The sequence below is a fragment of the Stenotrophomonas maltophilia genome, from assembly GCF_013464915.1.
GTDB classification, from domain to species: domain Bacteria; phylum Pseudomonadota; class Gammaproteobacteria; order Xanthomonadales; family Xanthomonadaceae; genus Stenotrophomonas; species Stenotrophomonas maltophilia_AT.
Window position 1 is genome coordinate 1 of record NZ_RAVT01000041.1, and the last position, 19,288, is coordinate 19,288.

Annotated in this window: 11 protein-coding genes; 7 read left to right on the plus strand and 4 right to left on the minus strand. The window is 66.9% G+C overall.

All coding sequences use genetic code 11. The features are described 5' to 3' along the window. Nucleotides 1-60: 60 nt before the first annotated feature. Together D7T59_RS14210 and D7T59_RS14215 are read right to left on the minus strand one after the other, a co-directional pair. Entirely contained in the window at nucleotides 61-2,139 is a 2,079-nt protein-coding gene (locus D7T59_RS14210; RefSeq protein WP_180852345.1) for an alpha/beta hydrolase family protein, read from the minus strand. A gap of 201 nt (nucleotides 2,140-2,340) precedes the next feature. Continuing rightward, entirely contained in the window at nucleotides 2,341-4,305 is a 1,965-nt protein-coding gene (locus D7T59_RS14215; protein ID WP_180852343.1) for an OPT family oligopeptide transporter, read from the minus strand. 200 nt (nucleotides 4,306-4,505) lie between these two features. On the opposite strand from D7T59_RS14215, the gene D7T59_RS14220 reads away from it, so the two are divergent. The 3 genes from D7T59_RS14220 to D7T59_RS14230 all read left to right on the plus strand — a co-directional run bounded on the left by D7T59_RS14220 (nucleotide 4,506) and on the right by D7T59_RS14230 (nucleotide 10,289). Further along, nucleotides 4,506-5,654, plus strand: coding sequence for an acetyltransferase domain-containing protein (locus D7T59_RS14220; RefSeq protein ID WP_180852342.1), 1,149 nt, complete (start codon nucleotides 4,506-4,508; stop codon nucleotides 5,652-5,654). Between the two features lie 109 nt (nucleotides 5,655-5,763). Next, nucleotides 5,764-7,518 (plus strand): peptide MFS transporter, encoded by a 1,755-nt coding sequence (locus D7T59_RS14225; protein ID WP_180852341.1) that lies wholly within the window; start codon nucleotides 5,764-5,766, stop codon nucleotides 7,516-7,518. Nucleotides 7,519-7,652: 134 nt separating this feature from the next. Continuing rightward, the gene (locus tag D7T59_RS14230) at nucleotides 7,653-10,289 is read left to right on the plus strand and encodes a hypothetical protein (protein WP_180852340.1); all 2,637 of its coding nucleotides are present in this window, start codon (nucleotides 7,653-7,655) and stop codon (nucleotides 10,287-10,289) included. A 37-nt stretch (nucleotides 10,290-10,326) separates the two neighbouring features. On the opposite strand, the gene D7T59_RS14235 is transcribed toward D7T59_RS14230, so the two are convergent. Then, the gene (locus tag D7T59_RS14235) at nucleotides 10,327-12,300 is read right to left on the minus strand and encodes an alpha/beta hydrolase family protein (protein ID WP_180852339.1); all 1,974 of its coding nucleotides are present in this window, start codon (nucleotides 12,298-12,300) and stop codon (nucleotides 10,327-10,329) included. A gap of 167 nt (nucleotides 12,301-12,467) precedes the next feature. Further along, nucleotides 12,468-13,103 (minus strand): LysE/ArgO family amino acid transporter, encoded by a 636-nt coding sequence (locus tag D7T59_RS14240; protein ID WP_005408523.1) that lies wholly within the window; start codon nucleotides 13,101-13,103, stop codon nucleotides 12,468-12,470. Nucleotides 13,104-13,241: 138 nt separating this feature from the next. Between D7T59_RS14240 and D7T59_RS14245 the strand changes: the two genes are divergently transcribed. From D7T59_RS14245 to D7T59_RS14260, 4 genes are all read left to right on the plus strand, one after another. Continuing rightward, nucleotides 13,242-14,147 carry a LysR family transcriptional regulator ArgP gene (locus D7T59_RS14245; RefSeq protein WP_049416399.1) on the plus strand — a complete coding sequence of 302 codons (906 nt, stop codon included), beginning with the start codon at nucleotides 13,242-13,244 and terminating at the stop codon, nucleotides 14,145-14,147. A 171-nt stretch (nucleotides 14,148-14,318) separates the two neighbouring features. Beyond that, nucleotides 14,319-14,765 carry a GNAT family N-acetyltransferase gene (locus D7T59_RS14250; RefSeq protein ID WP_180852338.1) on the plus strand — a complete coding sequence of 149 codons (447 nt, stop codon included), beginning with the start codon at nucleotides 14,319-14,321 and terminating at the stop codon, nucleotides 14,763-14,765. 229 nt (nucleotides 14,766-14,994) lie between these two features. Beyond that, the gene (gene mqo / locus D7T59_RS14255) at nucleotides 14,995-16,695 is read left to right on the plus strand and encodes a malate dehydrogenase (quinone) (protein ID WP_180852337.1); all 1,701 of its coding nucleotides are present in this window, start codon (nucleotides 14,995-14,997) and stop codon (nucleotides 16,693-16,695) included. 356 nt (nucleotides 16,696-17,051) lie between these two features. Next, on the plus strand, nucleotides 17,052-19,244 hold the full coding sequence (locus D7T59_RS14260) for a TonB-dependent siderophore receptor (protein ID WP_180852336.1): 2,193 nt from the start codon (nucleotides 17,052-17,054) through the stop codon (nucleotides 19,242-19,244). Nucleotides 19,245-19,288 lie beyond the last annotated feature (44 nt).

Sequence of the window (19,288 nt, forward strand, 5' to 3'; positions counted from 1 at the left end):
GGCCTGGGGCCGGCACTACCAGAAAGCAGAGCGCCGCCCCGAAGGGCGGCGCTGCAATCATCAATTGCCGATGTGCTGCTTCAGCCAGGCATTGACGGTGTCATGCCACAGGATGCTGTTGTTCGGCTTCAGCACCCAATGGTTCTCATCCGGGAAGTACAGGAACTTCGATTCGATGCCCTGGCGCTGGGCCGCAGTGAACGCAGCCAGGCCCTGCTCGACCGGAATGCGGAAGTCCTGCTGGCCGTGGATCACCAGGATCGGCTTCTTCCAGTCCGCCACGTGGTTGACCGGGTTGAACTTCTCGTAGTTCGCCGCCTTCTGGTACGGGGTACCGCCCTGCTCCCACTCGGTGAACCACAGTTCTTCGGTGGCGTAACCCATCATGCGCTGGTCGAACACGCCGTCATGGTTGACCAGGCACTTGAACGGGCTGTTCCAGTTGCCGGCGATCCAGTTGACCATGAAGCCGCCGTAGCTGGCGCCCAGCGCACAGGCCTTGTCACCGTTGAGGAAGGAATACTTCTTCAGCGCTGCATCCCAGCCCTTCTGCAGGTCTTCCAGCGGGCGATCGCCCCAGTGCTGGCTGATCGCATCGGTGAAGGCCTGGCCATAGCCGGTGGAACCGTGGAAGTCGATCATCACCACCGCGTAGCCCTGGCCCGCGTAGGTCTGCGGGTTCCAGCGGTAGCTCCAGCCGTTGCCGAAGCTGCCCTGCGGGCCGCCGTGGATCAGGAACGCCACCGGATAGGACTTGCCTTCCTGGTAGTTGTGCGGCTTGACCACGTAGCCGTGCACGGTGTCGTTGTTCCAGCCCTTGAACTCGAACTGCTCGTAGTCGCCGAAGGACACGTCCTTCAGCACGTCACCCGCAGCCGGCGTCAGCGCGCGCAGTTCGCCGATGGCTTCGCCCGCCGCCGGCAGCAGGCCGACCAGCACCTGGTCGTTGCTCTTCAGGCTGTTGCGGGTGATCGCCACGCTGGTGCCGGCCACGTCCACCGAGGTCACGCTGCCGTCGCCGATCAGCTTGGTGGCCTTGCCGCTGGCCACGTCGATCTGGAACAGCGGGTGTTCGCCGAGATCATCGGCGGTGGTGTAGATGCTGCTGCCATCGGCGGACAGGGTGATGCCGCCCGCCGAACGATCCCACTGCGGCGCGATCTCGCGGGTCTTGCCGCTGGCCAGGTCCATCGCCATCAGGCCGAAGCGGTCGGCCTCGAAGCCCGGGCGCTTCATCGCACGGTAGAACAGGGTCTTGCCGTCGGCGCTGAACACCGGGCCGGCATCCCAGGCCGGGTTGGAGGCGGTCAGGTTGACCGGCGCCTGCTTGCCGGCCGCGTCGAAACGGTACAGGTCGAAGTTGGTCGACCACGGCTCCTGCTTGCCGGCCACGCGGATGCTGGCCACCACACTGGCGCCATCCGGCGACCACGCGAAATCGTCATTGCCGCCGAACGGCTTGGACGGCGCATCACCATCGATGGTGGCGCTCAGCGCCGAAGCGCCCTTGACCGGACCGCCCTTGGCTGCCGGCAGCGGCGCCACGAACAGGGTGTTGCGGCGGCCATCGTTCCAGGTGTCCCAGTGGCGCACGAACAGCGAGTCGAAGACCTTGCCGCTGGCCTTGGCGCCGGCGACGTCCTTGAGCTTCTTCCCGGTGCAGGCCAGGTCCGAGGCGCAGGCCTGGAACACGCCAGCGCTGAACAGCACGCGGTCGTCCTGCGGCGACACGTGGTAGCTGTCCACGTCGACCGCGAAATCGGTCAGCTGGCGCGGGGTGCCGCCGCTGAGCGGCTGCGCGTACAGCTGCTGGCTGCCGTTCCTGGCGCTGAGGAAATACACCGTCTGGCCATCCGCCGACAGCGAGGCGGAATTGACGTTCCAGCCGGCCGGGGTGATCTGCTTCGGCGGCGCCGCGTCGCGGGTGCGCAGGTTGCGCGCGAACAGCGCGGTGGAGGCCTTCAGGTTGGCATCGACGCTGCGCTTGGCGAACACCACGGTGCCACCGTCCGCGGTCAGCACCGGCGCGGAGACGCGGTCCATGGCCACCATGTCGCGGACTTCCAGGCCACGGGCAGCGGCAACGCTGGGAAGGGCGGCCAGCAGGCTCAGTGGCAGCAGGGCATGACGCAGTTTCATCGGGGTCTCCGCAGGACGGCAAAAAACCGATGGTAGGCCCGTGCGGCCGGGGCTGCCAAGGCCATCGGTCATGGCTGAGGGCGCGCAATCGCCAGAAACAGCAAACCGCGCCGTAGCGCGGTTTGTGGAGGGCGCCGGCACTACCCATCAAACCTGGGGTCAGAGCCCTTCCCTGCGGGAAGGGATCCGACCCCATGGCCCTTACGCCACGGCGCGCTTGCCGGTGCGGTAGATCAGCCAGCCGACCAGGAACAGCACGGCCAGGCCGATCCACTGTGCGCCCGGCAGGTGGAACGGCACGGCCAGCACGTCGGCGCGGCTGCTGACCACGATCGGAATCGCGATGGCGATGCCCATCAGCGCCTCGCCGGTGATCAGGCCAGCGGCGAACAGCACGCCCGGCTTGTGCACGCGGTCGCGGCTTTCTTCATCATCGGCGCGCACCTTGTGGAAGCGCTCGACCAGGTAGGCGATCAGGCCACCGAGGAAGATCGGCACCATCAGTTCCAGCGGCAGGTAGATGCCGATGGCGGCGGCCAGCACCGGCACGCGGAAGCGGGCGTTGCGCGACTTCAGCCAGCTGTCGAAGGCGATGATGGCGGCACCGACCACGGCACCGATGCCGATGAAGGTCCACGGCAGTTCGCCACCGAACAGGCCCTTGGCCACCGAGGCCATCAGGTTGGCCTGCGGCGCAGCCAGCGCGTTCGGGTGCAGCTCGGACTTGACGCCGATGCCGTAGGCGGTGGCCAGCAGGTTCAGCACCGGGGCCATGATCAGCGCGCACGAGAACGCACCGATGCCCAGCATCAGCTGCTGCTTCCACGGGGTGGCGCCGACGATGTAGCCGGCCTTGAGGTCCTGCAGGTTGTCACCACCAACCGCCGCGGCACAGCACACCACCGCGCCGATCATGATCGCCGCCACCGCGCCCAGCGGCGCACCGCCGGCACCGACCGGCTTCAGGCCATCGGCGCCCAGCAGCACCACCAGCACGGCCGAGGCGAACAGGATGGTGGAGATGGTGATGCCCGACACCGGGTTGTTGGACGAACCGATCAGGCCAGCCAGGTAGGCCGAGACCGACACGAACAGGAAGCCGGCGACGATCATGATGAGGGTCATCGGAATCGACACGTGCCACTGGCCGACGATGGCCTGGTACAGGGCCAGCAGCGGCAGCACGAAGACCACCAGGGCGACCAGCATCCACTTCATCGGCAGATCGCGTTCGGTATGCGCCAGCACCGGGCCACCACTCTTGCGAGCAGCCGCGAAGCCGCTCTTGACGCCGTTCAGCAGCGACTTGCGCAGCGAAATCAGGGTCCAGATGCCACCGATCAGCATCGCACCGACACCCAGGTAGCGCATCTTCGCGCCCCAGATGGCGAACGCGGCCTCGGTGGACGAAGCCGCAGCAACCGACGCGGCCAGGGCCGGATCGGTGTTCATGAAGAACGCCTGGTAGATCGGAATGGCGATGTGCCAGGTCAGGATCGAGCCGGACACCACGACGATGCCGACGTTGAGGCCAACGATGTAGCCCACGCCCAGCAGTGCCGGCGACAGGTTGGTGCCGATGAAGGCGGTGACCTTGGAACTGCCGACGTAGGCCGAGGTGGCCCAGGCATCCGGAATCAGGCGCATGCCGCTTTCCGCGGCCAGCTTCACGAACGCACCGATCACCGCCGACAGGCCGAGGATCTTCAGGCCCGGACCCGGGTTCTCACCGGCCTTGAGCACTTCGGCCGCTGCCTTGCCTTCCGGGAACGGCAGCGGGTCTTCGACGATCATCGAACGGCGCAGCGGCACCGAGAACAGCACGCCCAGCAGGCCGCCGAGGCCGGCGATGCCCAGCACCCACCAGTACTTGAAGTCCGGCCAGTAGCCCATGATCACCAGCGCGGGGATGGTGAAGATCACACCGGCGGCGATCGACGAGCCGGCCGAAGCACCGGTCTGCACGATGTTGTTTTCAAGGATGGAGCCACCGCCCAGCAGGCGCAGCACGCCCATGGAAATCACCGCGGCGGGAATGGCGGTGGCGATGGTCAGGCCTGCGAACAGACCGAGGTAGGCGTTTGCGGCCGACAGCACCACCGCCAGCACGATGGCCAGGGCCACTGCGCGGAAGGTGAGCTGCTTGGGCGCAGCGTCGTGGTTCATGGAAGCCCCTGCTGGCAAAAAATCCCTGCCACGCTAGCGTTCAGGGCAGATCAAGTCCAGCGTGCCAAAGGATGGGGGCGTGTGCTGCAGCGCAATGGGCCAGTACGTGGACCGGCAATCGACCGACCCGGCAAAGTCCGGCTGGGCGCGCAGCAAATGATATGTTATATCTTAATGATACCTTGTTGTTACTGCATCGCATGCCCCCTTCCCCCTCCCCTCGCCTGGCCTCCATCGACCAGCTGCGCGGCACCGTGATGCTGTTGATGCTGCTGGACCACGTGCGCGAGACCTTCTTCCTGCAGCACCAGGTGAGCGACCCGATGGACGCGGCGACGGTCTCCCCTGCGCTGTTCGCCTGCCGTCTTCTGGCCCACCTGTGCGCACCCGTGTTCGTCCTGTTGACCGGCCTGTCGGCCTGGCTGTATGGCCAGCGCCAAGCGGATCCGCGCCGGGCCACGGCCGCCTTCCTGCTCAAGCGAGGCCTGTTCCTGGTCGTGCTGGAACTGACCCTGGTGAATTTCGCCTGGACCTTCCAGCTGCCGCCGGACACGCTGTACCTGCAGGTGATCTGGGCCATCGGACTGAGCATGATCGCGCTGGCTGGCCTGCTGTGGCTGCCGCCCCCGGCCCTGCTGGTGCTGGCAGTCGCGGTGGTGGCCGGGCACAACCTGTTCGACAACGTACGGCTGCAAGGCAATGGCCTGCTGGCGGTGTTGTGGAAAGTGCTGCACCAGCGCGACTGGATCGAGGCCGGCGCGCTGCGCCTGCGCACCTCCTATCCGGTACTGCCGTGGATCGGGGTGATCGCTCTGGGTTATCTGATGGGGCCCTGGTTCGCCCACGAGCGCGCGCCGGAGCAGCGCCAGCGCTGGCTGCTGTGGGCAGGCGTCGGCGCGCTGGCCCTGTTCGCATTGCTGCGGTTCGCCAACGAGTACGGGGACGCCCCCTGGCAGTACCAGACCACTGCGCTGCGCACCTGGCTGAGCATCCTCAATGTGACCAAGTACCCGCCGTCGCTGCAGTTCCTGCTGCTGACCCTGGGCGTGGGCGTGTTGCTGCTGCGCCTGTACGAATGGCCGCCACTGGCGCGTGCGCTGCGCCCGCTGGCCGATATCGGCGCCGCGCCGATGTTCTTCTACCTGCTGCACCTGTACGTGCTGAAGGGGCTGTACCTGGCCGCGTTGGCAGCCTGGGGGCCGACACATGGCGAGTTGTATGCCCTGGATTCGGTCAGCGGCCTGCTGCTGGTGGCCTGTGCGCTGGCGGTGGTGCTGTACCCGCCAACGCGGGTATTCGCGCGGTTCAAAGCACGAAGGCGCGATCTGCCATGGTTGCGATACCTGTGAGCGGCGGCAGCCGGGGGAGCGCCGGCCATGCATGGCGTGGTTCCACCAGCGGCTGCCTGCCCAGGCCCAGAGGCCTATAATCGCGCCCTTTCCGCTGTCCCCGCCGTCAATGACCGTTGCCGCTACCGCTTCCGACGACTTCCTGGGCCATCCCAAGGGCGTCTACGTCTGCTTCTTCACCGAGATGTGGGAGCGCTTCTCCTTCTACGGCATGAAGGCGCTGCTGCTGCTGTACCTGACCAAGTACCACCTGTTCGGCGACAAGGCCGGCCTGGACCTGCTCGGTGCCTACGGTGGCCTGGTCTACTGCATCCCGGTGTTCGGCGGCATGCTGGCCGACCGCTGGCTGGGCATGCGCCGGGCGGTGCTGTTCGGCGGCATCCTGCTGGTACTCGGCCACCTCGGCATGGCTTTCGAGGGCCACGCGGCCTACCGGGTCAACGGTGAAGTGGTGCGCGACACCTCGGCACTGGCGGTGACCTACCTGTCGCTGGCGCTGATCATCATGGGGGTGGGCTTCCTCAAGCCGAACATCTCCACCATCGTCGGCAAGCTGTACGCCAAGGACGACCCGCGCCGCGATTCGGGCTTCTCGCTGTTCTACGCCGGCATCAACCTCGGCGCGCTGTTCTCTTCGCTGGTGTGCGGCTTCCTCGGCGAGGCCTATGGCTGGAAGTACGGTTTCGGTGCGGCCGGCATCGGCATGCTGGCCGGCCTGGCGATGTTCCTGTGGGGCCAGAAGTACCTGCAGGGCCACGCCGAGCCGCCACAGCCGGCCGCGCTGAAGCAGAAGGTGCTGGGCCTGCCGCGCGAATGGCTCATCTATCTGTGCGCGGTGCTCGGTGTGCTGCCGGTGGCGTGGCTGATGTGGGCGGCCGGCAACGGCGCGTTCGCGCTGGGCGGTGAAATCAGCCTGGCGTTGATGCTGATGCTGGTGGTGCTGGGCGGCGTGCTGGTCTGGTTCGCCTGGTTCACCGGCAGCAAGTGCACACCGGTGCAGCGCCAGCAGATGATCGCGCTGATGGTGCTGATCTTCATGGCGCTGGTGTTCTTCACCCTGTACGAGCAGTCCTACGGCTCGTGGGTGACCTTCACCGACCGCCTGCTGACCAAGGACATCGTGCCGTCGCTGGTGATCACCGGAGGCACGCCGCTGCCGTGGTCGATCATTTCGCTGCTGCTGGCACCACTGGGCTTCGTGGTCAGCGCGCGCCTGTCCGAGCGTCGCCCCGGATCGAATGCGCCGCGCACGTTCTTCATCGCCATCGTCGCGCTGATGCTGGTACTGCTGGTACGCGACTGCCTGGTGATTCCGCAGACCGCCGGCTCGCTCACCTATCTCGGCGGCCTGTTCCTGGTGCTGCTGGCACCGGCGTTCGCCGCACTGTGGACCTGGATGGACCGCCGTGGCTGGGAGCCGGGCAAGCCGGTGAAGTCGGCCTGGGGCCTGGTGATCGGCGCGCTGTCCTTCGTGCCGCTGGCACTGGCCGCGCAGCAGGTCGGCGCCACCGGCGAGATGGCCAGCGTGTGGTGGCTGGTACTGGCCTACTTCCTGCTGGCCAGTGGCGAGATGTGCCTGTCGCCGGTGGGCCTGTCGGCGGTGACCCAGCTGGCGGTGCCGCGGGTGATGAGCCTGATGATGGGTACCTGGTTCCTGGCCACTGCATTCTCGGAAACGCTGGCCGCGCTGTTCGGCAAGTTGGCAGCCATCGATGTACCCGAAGGCGAATCGCTGGACATGGTCGCCGCTGCGGGTGCCTATGCGCATCTGTTCTGGCTGCTGATGTGGATCGGCCTGGGTTGTGCGCTGGCGGCATTCATCGCCGCGCCGTTGCTGAAGCGGATGATGCATGGGGTGAAATAAGGCCGAAAGCGCCGCGTCATCGCGTCATTCGCCACTATCGCGCCGAAGGCGACAGCGTTTTCGTACGAATTGCATATGAGGCAGCGGCAGAGGGAGGCAGGATGCGACCTCCTTCCACTCCCCCTCGCTCTGTCATGCGCTCTTCCACCTTGGCCCGCACCCCGCTGGCCCTGCTCATCTCGACCTGTCTGCTGGCCCCGGCTCCGGCGTTCGCGGACGACACTTCCGATACCTGCAAGGACACCGATCAGGTCCAGTGCGATGCCGACACCGGTATTTCCGGCTGGTGGTGGGGCGGCCTGGCGGCGCTGGGCCTGGGTGCCGCAGCAGGTGGCGGTGGCGGTGGTGGTGGCAGCGGGGGTGGCAGCAGTGGCGGTGGCACGGTGCCGCCCGGCCAGGAAGGTGGCCAGTTCGGCAACAACCAGGTCCTGTCGGCCGCAGGCACCCAGGTGAACTGGCAGCAGCCGGTCACCACCCGCATCACCGGGCGCGCCCGCAATGAAGGCCAGCTGCAGCTGCTGGCCGGCACGCTGCACCTGGTGGGCGAAGGCGAGCTGCGCAACACCGGCAACCTGAGTGCGGGAAGTGCCAGCACTCTGCGCATCGATGGCGATGCGGACCTGGACAACCATGGCACGCTGCGCATCGAAGGTGCCCTGCAGCTCAGCGGCGATGGCAGCCTGGAAAACTTCAGCCGCGCCAACTTCATCGGCGCGCGCGTGCAGGCCAGCGGTGAAGCCGGCATCGACAACCATGGCACGCTGCATGTGCAGGGTGGCCAGTGGTCCTTCACCCAGGATTCGGACCTCGACAACGGCCGCAATGGCGTGCTCGACATCAGCGCGACCAGCATCACCCTGCGCGACCGCGCCGAGGTGGAGAACGAAGGCCGCATCCTTGCGCGCGACCTGGCCGTGGGCAGTGCCCTGTTCGATGCCGTGACCGGTGCGTGGGGCAACGATCGTGACGCGATCGAGGTGCTCGACAACCGCGGCCACATCCAGCTCGATGGCGCCCATGGCAGCGTGCTGCGCCTGGTGGCGGACAGCCACGCCAGCCATGCAGTCAACCGCAGCGGCGCCAGCATCCAGAGTTCGGCCCGCAACAGTGCCGTGCTGCATGCAGAAGGCGCGCAGGCCACCGTGCTAAACCAGGGCATGTTGACCGTCACCGGCGACGGTGCGGTGGCGATGCGCGGCGCGCGTGGCGCCACCCTGATCAACGACGGCGTGATCAACCTGGGCACGGCCACCGACAATCAGGGCCGCGGCATGGTCGCCATGCAGTCCGATGGCAGTGCAACACTGAACAACCGGCGTGGCGGTGTGATCAACATCCATGCTGCCGACTCGTTCGCCTTCCAGATCGCCGCAGGCGGCAACGGCCGCCTGATCAACAATGGCGTGGTGAACGTCTACGGCCAGGGCAGCGGCATGCATGCCGACGCGGACTCGGCCGCCGCCGACCGCCCGGGCAGTGATCTTGGCTGGCAGGCGCCGCGCGGCGTCCGCGGCTACACGGTGGGCACGAATGCCGACGGCAGCGCGGGCCAGCTGGTGCTGCATGACGGCGGACAGCTGCATGACGTTGCCGTGGACACCGGCTTCACCCGCGGCACCGACGCTTCGCACATCGTGCTGCGCGACGTGGTCAGCGGCGCCGAAGGCGGCGAACAGAACATCCGCAGTGCCAGCGTGGTCTGGCACGCACAGGCCGAGCGTGACGAACACGGCAACGTGGATGTGACGATGCAGCGCCGCGACTACCGCGAACTGGCCAGCGACGACCAGCAGCAGGTCGCCTCCGCGCTGGAAAACGCATACCGCAACGATGCGCTGTTCCACAGCCTGGAAGTAGCTGACCAGCGCAGCTTCCAGGGCGCACTGCAGCAGCTGTCCGGTGCCAGCCTGGTGGGCAGTGCGCTGCGCGTGGCCAGCAACGCCGATGCACTGTGGTCGCAGTTGGCGGCGCAGCCGGCCGCGCAGTCGCGTGCACTGGCCTTCGGCGGCGGGCAGGCCAATGCGTTCGGTGTCCGCGGCGATGGCGGTGCCATGCAGGTGGCGGTGCAGCTGCGCGGCGGCCAGATGCTGCAGCTGGCCACGGCGGCGCTGTCGGGCGACCTGTCCGCAGGCAGCGGGCAGGAGCGCCTGCAGTCGCAGTTCGCCGGCATCGGCCTGGCCCAGCAGTGGGGTGCGCTGCAGCTGCGCCACCAGCTTGGCCATGAACAGCACCAGCTGCAGGGGCAGCGCCAGCTCAGCTGGGGCCAGACCCGCGAAACCGCGCACAGCCAGCGCCGCATGGGGCGGACGATGCTGGCCACCACGCTGGACATGGCTGCGTCGCTGGGCAGGGTGCAGTGGCAGCCGCGCATCAAGGCCAGCGCGTTCGACCAGCATGAAGGCGCCTTCCACGAACAGCATGCCAGCGGCTTCGGCCTGGCGGTGGCTGCGGGCCGCCTGCAGGGCATGCAGCTGGAAGTGGGCAGCGCCTTCCAGCGTGCACTCGGCACGCAGTGGCACCTGCAGGCGGACGTGGCCGCCAGCCGGCCGCTGGCCCTGCGCGAGCAGGCACGCGCGGCCTACCTGCTGGGCGCATCGGGCAATGCCTTCACCCTGCCCGGCGTGCGCCGCAGCGGCCTGGACCATCGCCTGCAGCTGGGCCTGAACTACCAGGCTTCGAATCTGGGCTTCGGTGCGCAGCTGTCCAGCGTGCGCCAATGGGGTGAGCGCGATGTGCGCGCCGACCTCCAGTTCGGCTATCGCTTCCGTTGAGGTACCAAGGGACGGGCGCGTGAGCGCCCGTCGCCGCTCAAGGCGCCTCGCGCTTGTCGCTCGATAGTGCCAACGATGTCGTGGCGGTCTTGCCACCCAGGCTGCGTGACAGGAACGCCAGCAGCTTGCCGTAGTACTCGCTGCGATGGGCTTCGGTATAGAAGCCGTGCCCTTCGGTCTTGTAGTACAGGCTTTCCACCGGCGTACCGGCACGCTTCAGCGCCGCTTCCATGCGCTCGGTGTGCTGGATCGGGGCGCGCCTGTCTTGGCCACCGGCCGCCAGGAACACTGGAACCTTGATCTGACCAGCCAGGTTGACCGGCGAGACCGCGGCCAGCGTGGCCGGATCACCCAGCCACTCGCGCAGGTAGCTCATTCCGGATTCGCGGTCCTTTACATCTCCGCCGGTAAACATCAGCGGCAGGTCGTAGACGCCCACATAGCCGGCCGCGCACCGGTACAGCCCCGGTTCGCGCGCGGCGCCCATCATCGCCGAGTAAGCCCCGTAGCTGGCACCGTAGATGCAGATGCGCCGGGCATCGGCAATGCCTTCGCTGATCGCCCAGCGCGTGGCATCGGTCACGTCGTCCTGCATCGCGCCACCCCACTGTTTCAGTGCTGCCCGGCTGTGGGCACGGCCATAGTTGCCCGAGCCACGGAAGTTCACCTGCAGCACGGCATAGCCGGCAGCGGCCAGCAACTGGTTCTCGCGATCGAAACTGCCATCGTCGAATATCCCGATCGGCCCGCCATGCGGCACCACCACCATCGGCAGGTCACGGCCGGTACTGCCGTGCGGCAACGTCAGGAATCCATGAAGGTCCAGCCCGTCGCGCGCCTTCAGCAGGACCGGCCGCACCGACGCAGTGGTCTCCGGGTCAATCCATTCGCTGCGCGCCATCAGGAAGCGCGCCTGGTTGCGGTCACGGTCGTACAGGTAGAACTCGCCCGGGTTGGAACCGGAGCCGGTCTCCACCAGCAGGCGGCGCCCGTCGCGGGTACTGGAGGTAATGAACACCGCGCGCCCGGGGAAGGCCGCCTCCAGGCCACGGTACAACCGCGCCTCCTCGGAGCTTTCGTCGAAGAACCGGGTATGCGGCGTGTTACCCAGGAACAGCGCGCCGACCGGCACAGCGCTGCCAGAGCTGCGGATCAGTCGCGCCGGATCAACGACCTCGTCGCGCAGCACGACCTTGCGCTCCTGCGTCGCCGGGTTCCAGCTGACGATGGCATCGGGGCCGCTGGGCTGCTCGCTGAGCAGATAAGCCAACTGGCCGTCGGCTGAAAAGCCCAGCGCCGCCTCGCTGCGGCCACTGCGTTTCTCGTCATTGACCAACACCCAGTCACCACCGTTGCGGTGGTAGAGCCGATGGACATTATCGGTACCGGCGCCCTGGACGAAACGTACCTCGCCTCGGGCATCCACCACATAGGAGGCACCCGGCATGGGCGCACGGGCCAGCAGCCGCTGCTTGCCGCTTGCCAGTTCCAGCTGGGCCGCATAGCCGTTGGCATCCAGCCGCGATCCGCCTACCGCGATGACCACGTGGGCATCATCGCCGGGCAAGGCGTCACTGAGGAACGCCGCGGCCGACGTCCGGTATTTGGGCCGCACGCGCAGGCCTAGATCGCGGTAGCCCACCAGTAGTTCCGGTCGCCCGGTGCGCGCATCCAGTGTCAGCAGCTCGCCGGTGGCCCAGGGTGCATCGCGGGTGCCGAATTTCTGTGCCAGGCCGAACATCACCTGGTCGTTGTTGACCCAGTGCATGTTGAAGACATGCGAATTGAGTGGTGGCCGCAGGTTGCCCACCGGCGTGTTGTCGTCCGTACGCAGGATGATCACAGCGGTGAAGCCGTCCGCAGGCACGGTCGCGGCCAGATAGTCGCCCCCGGGAGACAGCATGACATCGCCGAACTTGTCCGCTCGCACATAGGCGCCCAGATCGATCGCAGCAGCGGTTCCACACCAAAGTCCCGCCACGATGAGGGCGGCCAGCCAGCGCTTGTGCATCCTTCTCTCCCCCTGCCTGGACCCCTTGTCCCGGCTGGCCGATTCTAGGCAGGCCAGCGCCCGGACCGCCAGTGGCCCACAAAAAACGACGGCACCGTTGCCGGTGCCGTCGTTACCACTACCTTGGAGAGAGAGTCAGGACGTGGGTTCGGGGGGCATGCGCCGGGTCAGTGGACCCCGCGCACCGCCAACGTGAGGGCCAGGATGCTGAGGATCACCGCGATGGTGCCGTCGAGCACGCGCCAGGTGCTGGGCTTGGTGAACAGCGGCGCCAGCAGGCGCGCGCCCAGGCCCTGCGCGGTCAGCCACAGGCAGCTGGCAGTCACCACACCGGCGGCGAAGGCCATGCGGGCGTTGCCGAAGTTCTCGGCGATCGAGCCGATCACCATCATGTCCAGCCAGAAGTGCGGGTTGATCAGCGAGAAACCGACCGCGGCCATCAGCACCGCGCGGCGGCTGCCGTCGTCGCTGTCGGCTTCGCCCATGCCGCCGCCACCGGCGATCGCGCGGCGTGCCGACTTCATCGCGTACCAGGCCAGGAACGCCACGCCCGTCCACAGCACGGCGGTGGTCAGCCACGGCAGCGCCGAAGTGAGCGTGCGCAGGCCGGCCACGCTGGCGAAGATGAAGATCGCATCGATGGCCGCACAGGTGGCAACCACCGGCACGATGTGCTTGCGCAGGATGCCCTGGCGCAGAATGAAGGCGCTCTGGGCGCCGACCACGGCGAACAGGCCGATGCCGGTAGCTGCACCAGAGAACCAGGCACCGAGGCCGGTGCTGGCGGAGATGACCGAGAACATGGGATTCACTGCCTTTACTTGCTTGGGGGGACGGTGCCTCGCGAAGGCGGACAGCACCGGAACGAGCGCCATTGTCGCGCCGCAACATGAAAAAGACGAGCTAAACTTCCTAAACCAACATTAGCGGAACTTAATTCGATGCGTATCGACCATGCCCAGCTGCGTGCCCTGGCCGCAGTGATCCGCGAAGGCAGTTTCGACCGCGCCGCGCAGTCGCTGAATGTCACCCCGTCCGCCATCTCGCAGCGGGTCAAAGCGCTGGAGGACCGGATCGGCCGGCTGCTGGTCAAGCGTGGCACCCCGGCCACCGCCACCGCCGAGGGTCAACTGCTGGTGCAGCTGGCCGAGCAGACCGCCCTGCTCGAACACGATGCGCTGCACCGGATGGGCCTGGCCGACGAGGATCTGCCGCAGGCCAGCATCCCGGTGGCGGTGAACCACGACAGCCTGGAAACCTGGTTCCCGCAGGCGGCCTACCAGTTCGCGCAGACCACCGGCACCACGCTGGACCTGCGCGTGGAGGACCAGGACCACACGGTGGAGCTGCTGCGCCAGGGCACAGTGCTGGGGGCGGTGACCACGCTGGACGAGCCGGTGCAGGGTTGCCAGATCCACGCGCTGGGCAGCATCCGCTACGCGGCGACCTGTACCCCCGAGTTCCGCGAGCGCCATTTTGCCAAGGGCGTGACCGCGCAGGCGCTGGCACAGGCGCCGGTGCTGGTGTTCAACCGCAAGGATGAGATGCAGTCGCGCTTCGCCCGGCGCATGGCCGGCGACGACCTGCCCAGCACCGCGCCGACCTGGTGGATCCCGTCCACCCGCGCTTTCGTGCAGGCGAACCTGGGCGGCATGGGCTGGACCATGAACCCCCTGCCGTTGGTCAAGCGGCACCTGGATGCCGGGCGACTGGTCTACGTGCGCCAGCGCGCGTGGGAAGACGTGCCGCTGTACTGGCAGCACTGGAAGGGCGACGTGCAGACCATGGCGCTGCTGACCCGCGCGGTGCTGGATGCCTCCTCCGCGCTGATCCGGCGCAAGCGCTGAAAAAAGGGGACGGAGGGGATTAAGTCGTATTTGCCCTGTATGACGTTTGAGCCTTAAACGACTTAATCCCCTCCGTCCCCTTTTTTCTCCATCCAATCTCCATGCACTCTACACACCGGGTCCATGCGTGATGCGGATACTGGTCGGCCGATCACTGCAAGGATGCCCTGCATGCCTGTATTCGTCCGCGATGCGCGCCCTGAAGACGCTGCTGCCTGCATCGACCTGCGCGGGCGTACCCGCGAAAACGCCTTCAGTGCCGCGCAGCTGGCTGCGCTGGGCATCACCGCACAGACGTGGGCCGAAGGCATCTCCGGTGGCGATTTCATCGGCCGCATCGCCTGGGACGGCGAGCGCATGGCCGGTTACTGTTTCGCCGACCGCGACAGTGGCGAAGTACTGGTGCTGGCCCTGCTGCCTGAATATGAAGGCCGCGGCATCGGCCGCCAGCTGCTGCAGGACGTGGTCAGCCTGACCCGCGATGCGGGCCATCAGCGGCTGTTCCTGGCCTGCTCGGCCGACCCGCGGTCGCGTTCGCATGGCTTCTACCGGCGCCTGGGCTGGCGCCCGACCGGGGAGATCGACGAGGCGGGTGACGAGATTCTTGAGCTGGCCTGATTGAAGCTGTCGCCAGGCACGGCCTGGCGCTACCGGAGCTTCGTTCGCCGGGCATCGCCCGGCGCTACCGGGTGAGCATGGCGCGAAACGCCGGATGCTGCGTTGCATCAAAAACGGACCGGATCCGGTTAGAATCGCACCTGGATGCTGCAAGGCGTTGTTTCTTCACGCCCTTTCCCTGCTCCATGCGCATCCTGACGTCCTCCCCTCCGCCAACGATCCCGCCCCCATGAAGAAATTTGGCAAGGCCCTGCTCGCCCTGCTCGTGCTGCTGTTGCTGGCCGCCGCGCTGTTCCTGTACTGGCCGTTGACCCAGCGTTCGGTGCCCGCCGCCAGCAACGACAAGCCCGTCGACGTTGTGCTGGTCGGCGCCGGCATCATGAGCATCACCCTGGCCACCTACCTGCAGGAACTGCAGCCGGACTGGAACATCCAGGTCTACGAGCGCCTCGACGGCGTCGCCGGTGAAAGCTCCGATGGCTGGAACAACGCCGGCACCGGCCACTCAGCGTTCGCTGAACTGAACTACACCCCGGAACTGCCCGACGGCAGCATCGAGACCAAGCGCGCGGTCGGCATCGCCGAATCGTTCGAGGTCTCGCGCCAGTTCTGGTCGCACCAGGTCAAGGAAGGCCGGCTGAGCCAGCCCAGCGACTTCATCAACCCGACCCCGCACATGAGCTTCGTCTGGGGCGATGACAACATCGCCTACCTGCACAAGCGCCAGCAGGCCCTGGTGAAGAACCCGCTGTTCTACGGCATGCAGTACTCGGAAGATCCGGCGCAGATCAAGCAGTGGGCCCCGCTGCTGATGGAAGGCCGTGACCCGAAGCAGAAGGTGGCCGCAACCTGGATGCCGCTGGGTACCGACGTCAACTTCGGCGTGATCACCCGCCAGCTGACCACCGGCCTGCAGCGCAGCCCGAACTTCAGCCTGCACCTGAACCATGAAGTGAGCGCGCTGCGGCAGAACGCCGACAAGAGCTGGAACGTGACGGTGAAGGACCTCAAGGCCGGAACCGAGTCCACCACCCACGCCCGCTTCGTGTTCATCGGTGCCGGTGGCGCCGCGCTGAAGCTGCTGCAGATGTCAGGCATCCCGGAATCGAAGGACTATGCCGGGTTCCCGGTCGGTGGCCAGTTCCTCGCCTTCCAGGGCCAGGACGTGACCTCGCGCCATGGCGTGAAGGCCTACGGCATGGCCGAAACCGGTTCGCCGCCGATGTCGGTGCCGCACCTGGATGCGCGCAAGCTGGACGGCAAGCCGGTGGTGCTGTTCGGGCCGTTCGCGCTGTACAGCACCAAGTTCCTCAAGCACGGCTCGTGGTGGGACCTGTACTCGTCGGTCACCCACAACAACGTCGGCCCGATGCTGGAAGTGGGCAAGGACAACCTGGACCTGGTGCAGTACCTGATGGGCCAGGCACGCCTGAACGATGCCGACCGCCAGGCCGAACTGGTCAAGTACTTCCCCAACGCCAAGCCGGGCGACTGGAAGCTGGTCACCGCCGGCCAGCGCGTGCAGATCATCAAGCGTGATCCGCTGAAGGGCCCGGTGCTGCAGTTCGGTACCGAGATCGTGACCGACAAGGACCACACTCTCGCGGCCCTGCTCGGCGCTTCGCCGGGGGCGTCGACCTCGCCGCCGATCATGCTGGACCTGATGGCCAAGGCCTTCCCGGACCAGATGAAGGCCGGTTGGGAAGCGCGCCTGCGCGAGATCGTGCCGTCCTACGGGCGCAAGCTCAACGACAGCGCCGCGCTGACCAACGAGATCCGCACGCTGACCAGCCAGGCCCTGCACCTGCCGTACCTGGAAGTGCCGGTGGACGCCACTGCGGCAGCCCCAGCACCCGCCGTGGTTCCGGCCGCGGTTCCGGCGCCGGCCAAGGAAAAGCGCAACGCCAACGAGGAACTGCAGGCGCTGTAAGCCGGCAGTTTCCTTTCGACGCACACGGACGGCCACCTTCGGGTGGCCGTTCGTTTTTGTGCGCCGACGGGTCGGATCCCTCCCGCATGGGAGGGCTCTGACCCGTCCCCAGGCGCTGATGACCGGGGTCAGAGCCCGTTGCCTGGGCAACGGGATCTGACCCCATCCCATCGCTGCCATACGCCGGAAAGCCTATGCGCACTGACGCGAATTGTAATGTTGTTAAGAATTATTTACATTTGCGTCCTGCGCAGTGACCGCGCCCCTCCCAGATGGACCTGCTGTGCCCGAAGCCGCCGCCCCGGGTGCTGGACGACTGTTGCCGCCCTTCCCCGCTTCCGAGCTTCGAGCCCACCATGTCCCCGACCCTGCCCAACCGCCTGCCCCGCCGCGCGCTGCTGCCCGCTGCCCTGCTTTCGTCGCTGTCCCTGCTGGCCGCACCCGGTGCGTTCGCTGCGACCGATGGCGCCGCCGATGCCAAGACCCTGGACCGGGTCAGTGTCCGCGCCGAACAGTCCGCACCACCGTCGAGCACCACCCGACTGCCGATCACGCTGCAGGAAACCCCGCAGTCGGCCACCGCGATCAGCCTGAAGCGCCTGCAGGACGAATCGCTGTTCAGCATCAACGACGTGATGCGCAACGTCACCGGCGTCAGCGTGTCCTTCTACGACACCCAGCGCCCGCTCTACTACGCACGCGGCTTCGCCATCACCGACTTCCAGGTCGATGGCATCCCGACCTACAGCGGTTCGACCAACCAGGAATACGACACCGCCTTCTACGACCGCATCGAAGTGATCCGCGGCGCCAACGGCCTGCTCAGTGGCGCCGGCGTGCCGTCGGCCACGGTCAACCTGCTGCGCAAGCGCCCGGGCAAGGAGTTCGACGCCTCGTTCGCGGTCAGCGCCGGCAGCTGGGACTATCGCCGCATGGAGGCCGATGTGACCGCCCCGCTGACCGATGACGGCCGTTTCCGCAGCCGCGTGGTCGCCGCCTACACCGATCGTGGCCTGTATTACGACCGCTACGACGAGAACAAGATGGCCGGCATGGCGGTGCTGGAAGGCGACGTCACCGACAGCACCACGATCACCCTCGGTTACCAGAGCCAGGACAACAACCCGACCGGATCCACCTGGGGCACGGTGGCGTTCTTCGACAACCAGGGCAACTTCGCGCATCTGGCGCGCTCGACCAACCTGTCGCCGAAGTGGAGCTACTGGAAGCGCGAGAGCAACACCGCGTTCGCCAACCTGGAACAGCGCTTCGGCGAGGACTGGCTGCTGAAGATCAACACTGCCTATACCCGCGGCAACGTGCAGAACGTGCGCCTGTACGGCACCGGCAACCCGGACCCGGTGAGCGGCTCGGGCATCTACCTGCGCGCCGCCGCCGGTGATTCCAAGGACACCCGCCGCAACGTCGACGCCTATCTGACCGGCACGTTCCCGCTGTTCGGCCGCGACCATGACCTGACCGTCGGTGCCCAGTGGTCGGACCTGGAAGGCACCACCAATACACTCACGCTGAACTACCCGCGCGACTGGGCCACCTGCGGACGAGAGCGCTGCTACTACATCCCCAATGTCTTCAGCTGGGATGGCGATATCTCCGAGGTGACCTACACCCGCACCGGCGCGCGCCGCGTGGCCAAGACCACGCAGAGTGGCGTCTATCTGGCCACCCGCCTGCACCTGGCCGATCCGCTGTCGCTGATCGCCGGCGCACGCCTGAGCCGCTGGCAGACGCTGAGTCGTTCCTACAACGCCGCAGGCGCCTATACCGGCACCAGCGGCGCGTACAAGGTCAGCGACGAAGTCACCCCATACGTGGGCCTGGTCTACGACATCACCCCGAACGTCTCGGCCTACGCCAGCTATACCGAGATCTTCAATCCGCAGAACTACCGCGACCGCAATGACAACCTGCTGGCACCGGTGCAGGGCTCGAACCTGGAAGCGGGCATCAAGACCCAATGGTTCGATGGCCGCCTGACCGCCAATGCCGCCGTGTTCGAGGCCAAGCAGGACAACTACGCGGTGCGCGACATGAGCGTGCCGGAAGGCACGCTGAGCGACGGCAGCTCGGCCTACATCGGCATCAACGGCACCAAGGCGCGCGGCTGGGAACTGGACGTCAACGGCGAGATCCTGCCGGGCTGGACGATCAACGCCGGCTACACCCACGTCAAGGTCACCCGTGCCGCCACCGACCTGCTGTACGCCAACCCGCCCGAAGACCTGCTGCAGCTCAATACCCAGCTGCAGCTGCGCGGTGCGCTGGAACGCCTGAGCATCGGTGGCGGCGTGCAGTGGCAGAGCAAGGTGCAGGGCTACAACATCGCCTACCCGCTGGGTGGCACGGTAACGGTGAACCAGCCGGCATACTCGCTGGTGCAGTTCAACGCCAACTACCGCATCAGCGACAACTGGACGGCAACGCTGAGCGTGCGCAACGCACTGGACAAGAGCTACTGGGCGAACCTGGACTACAACAACTACGGCGAACCGCGCTTCGTGTCGGCCAGCCTGCGCTGGAAGTTCTGAGCCAAGCACATGCCGGGGTCGGATCCCTTTCCGCAGGAAAGGGC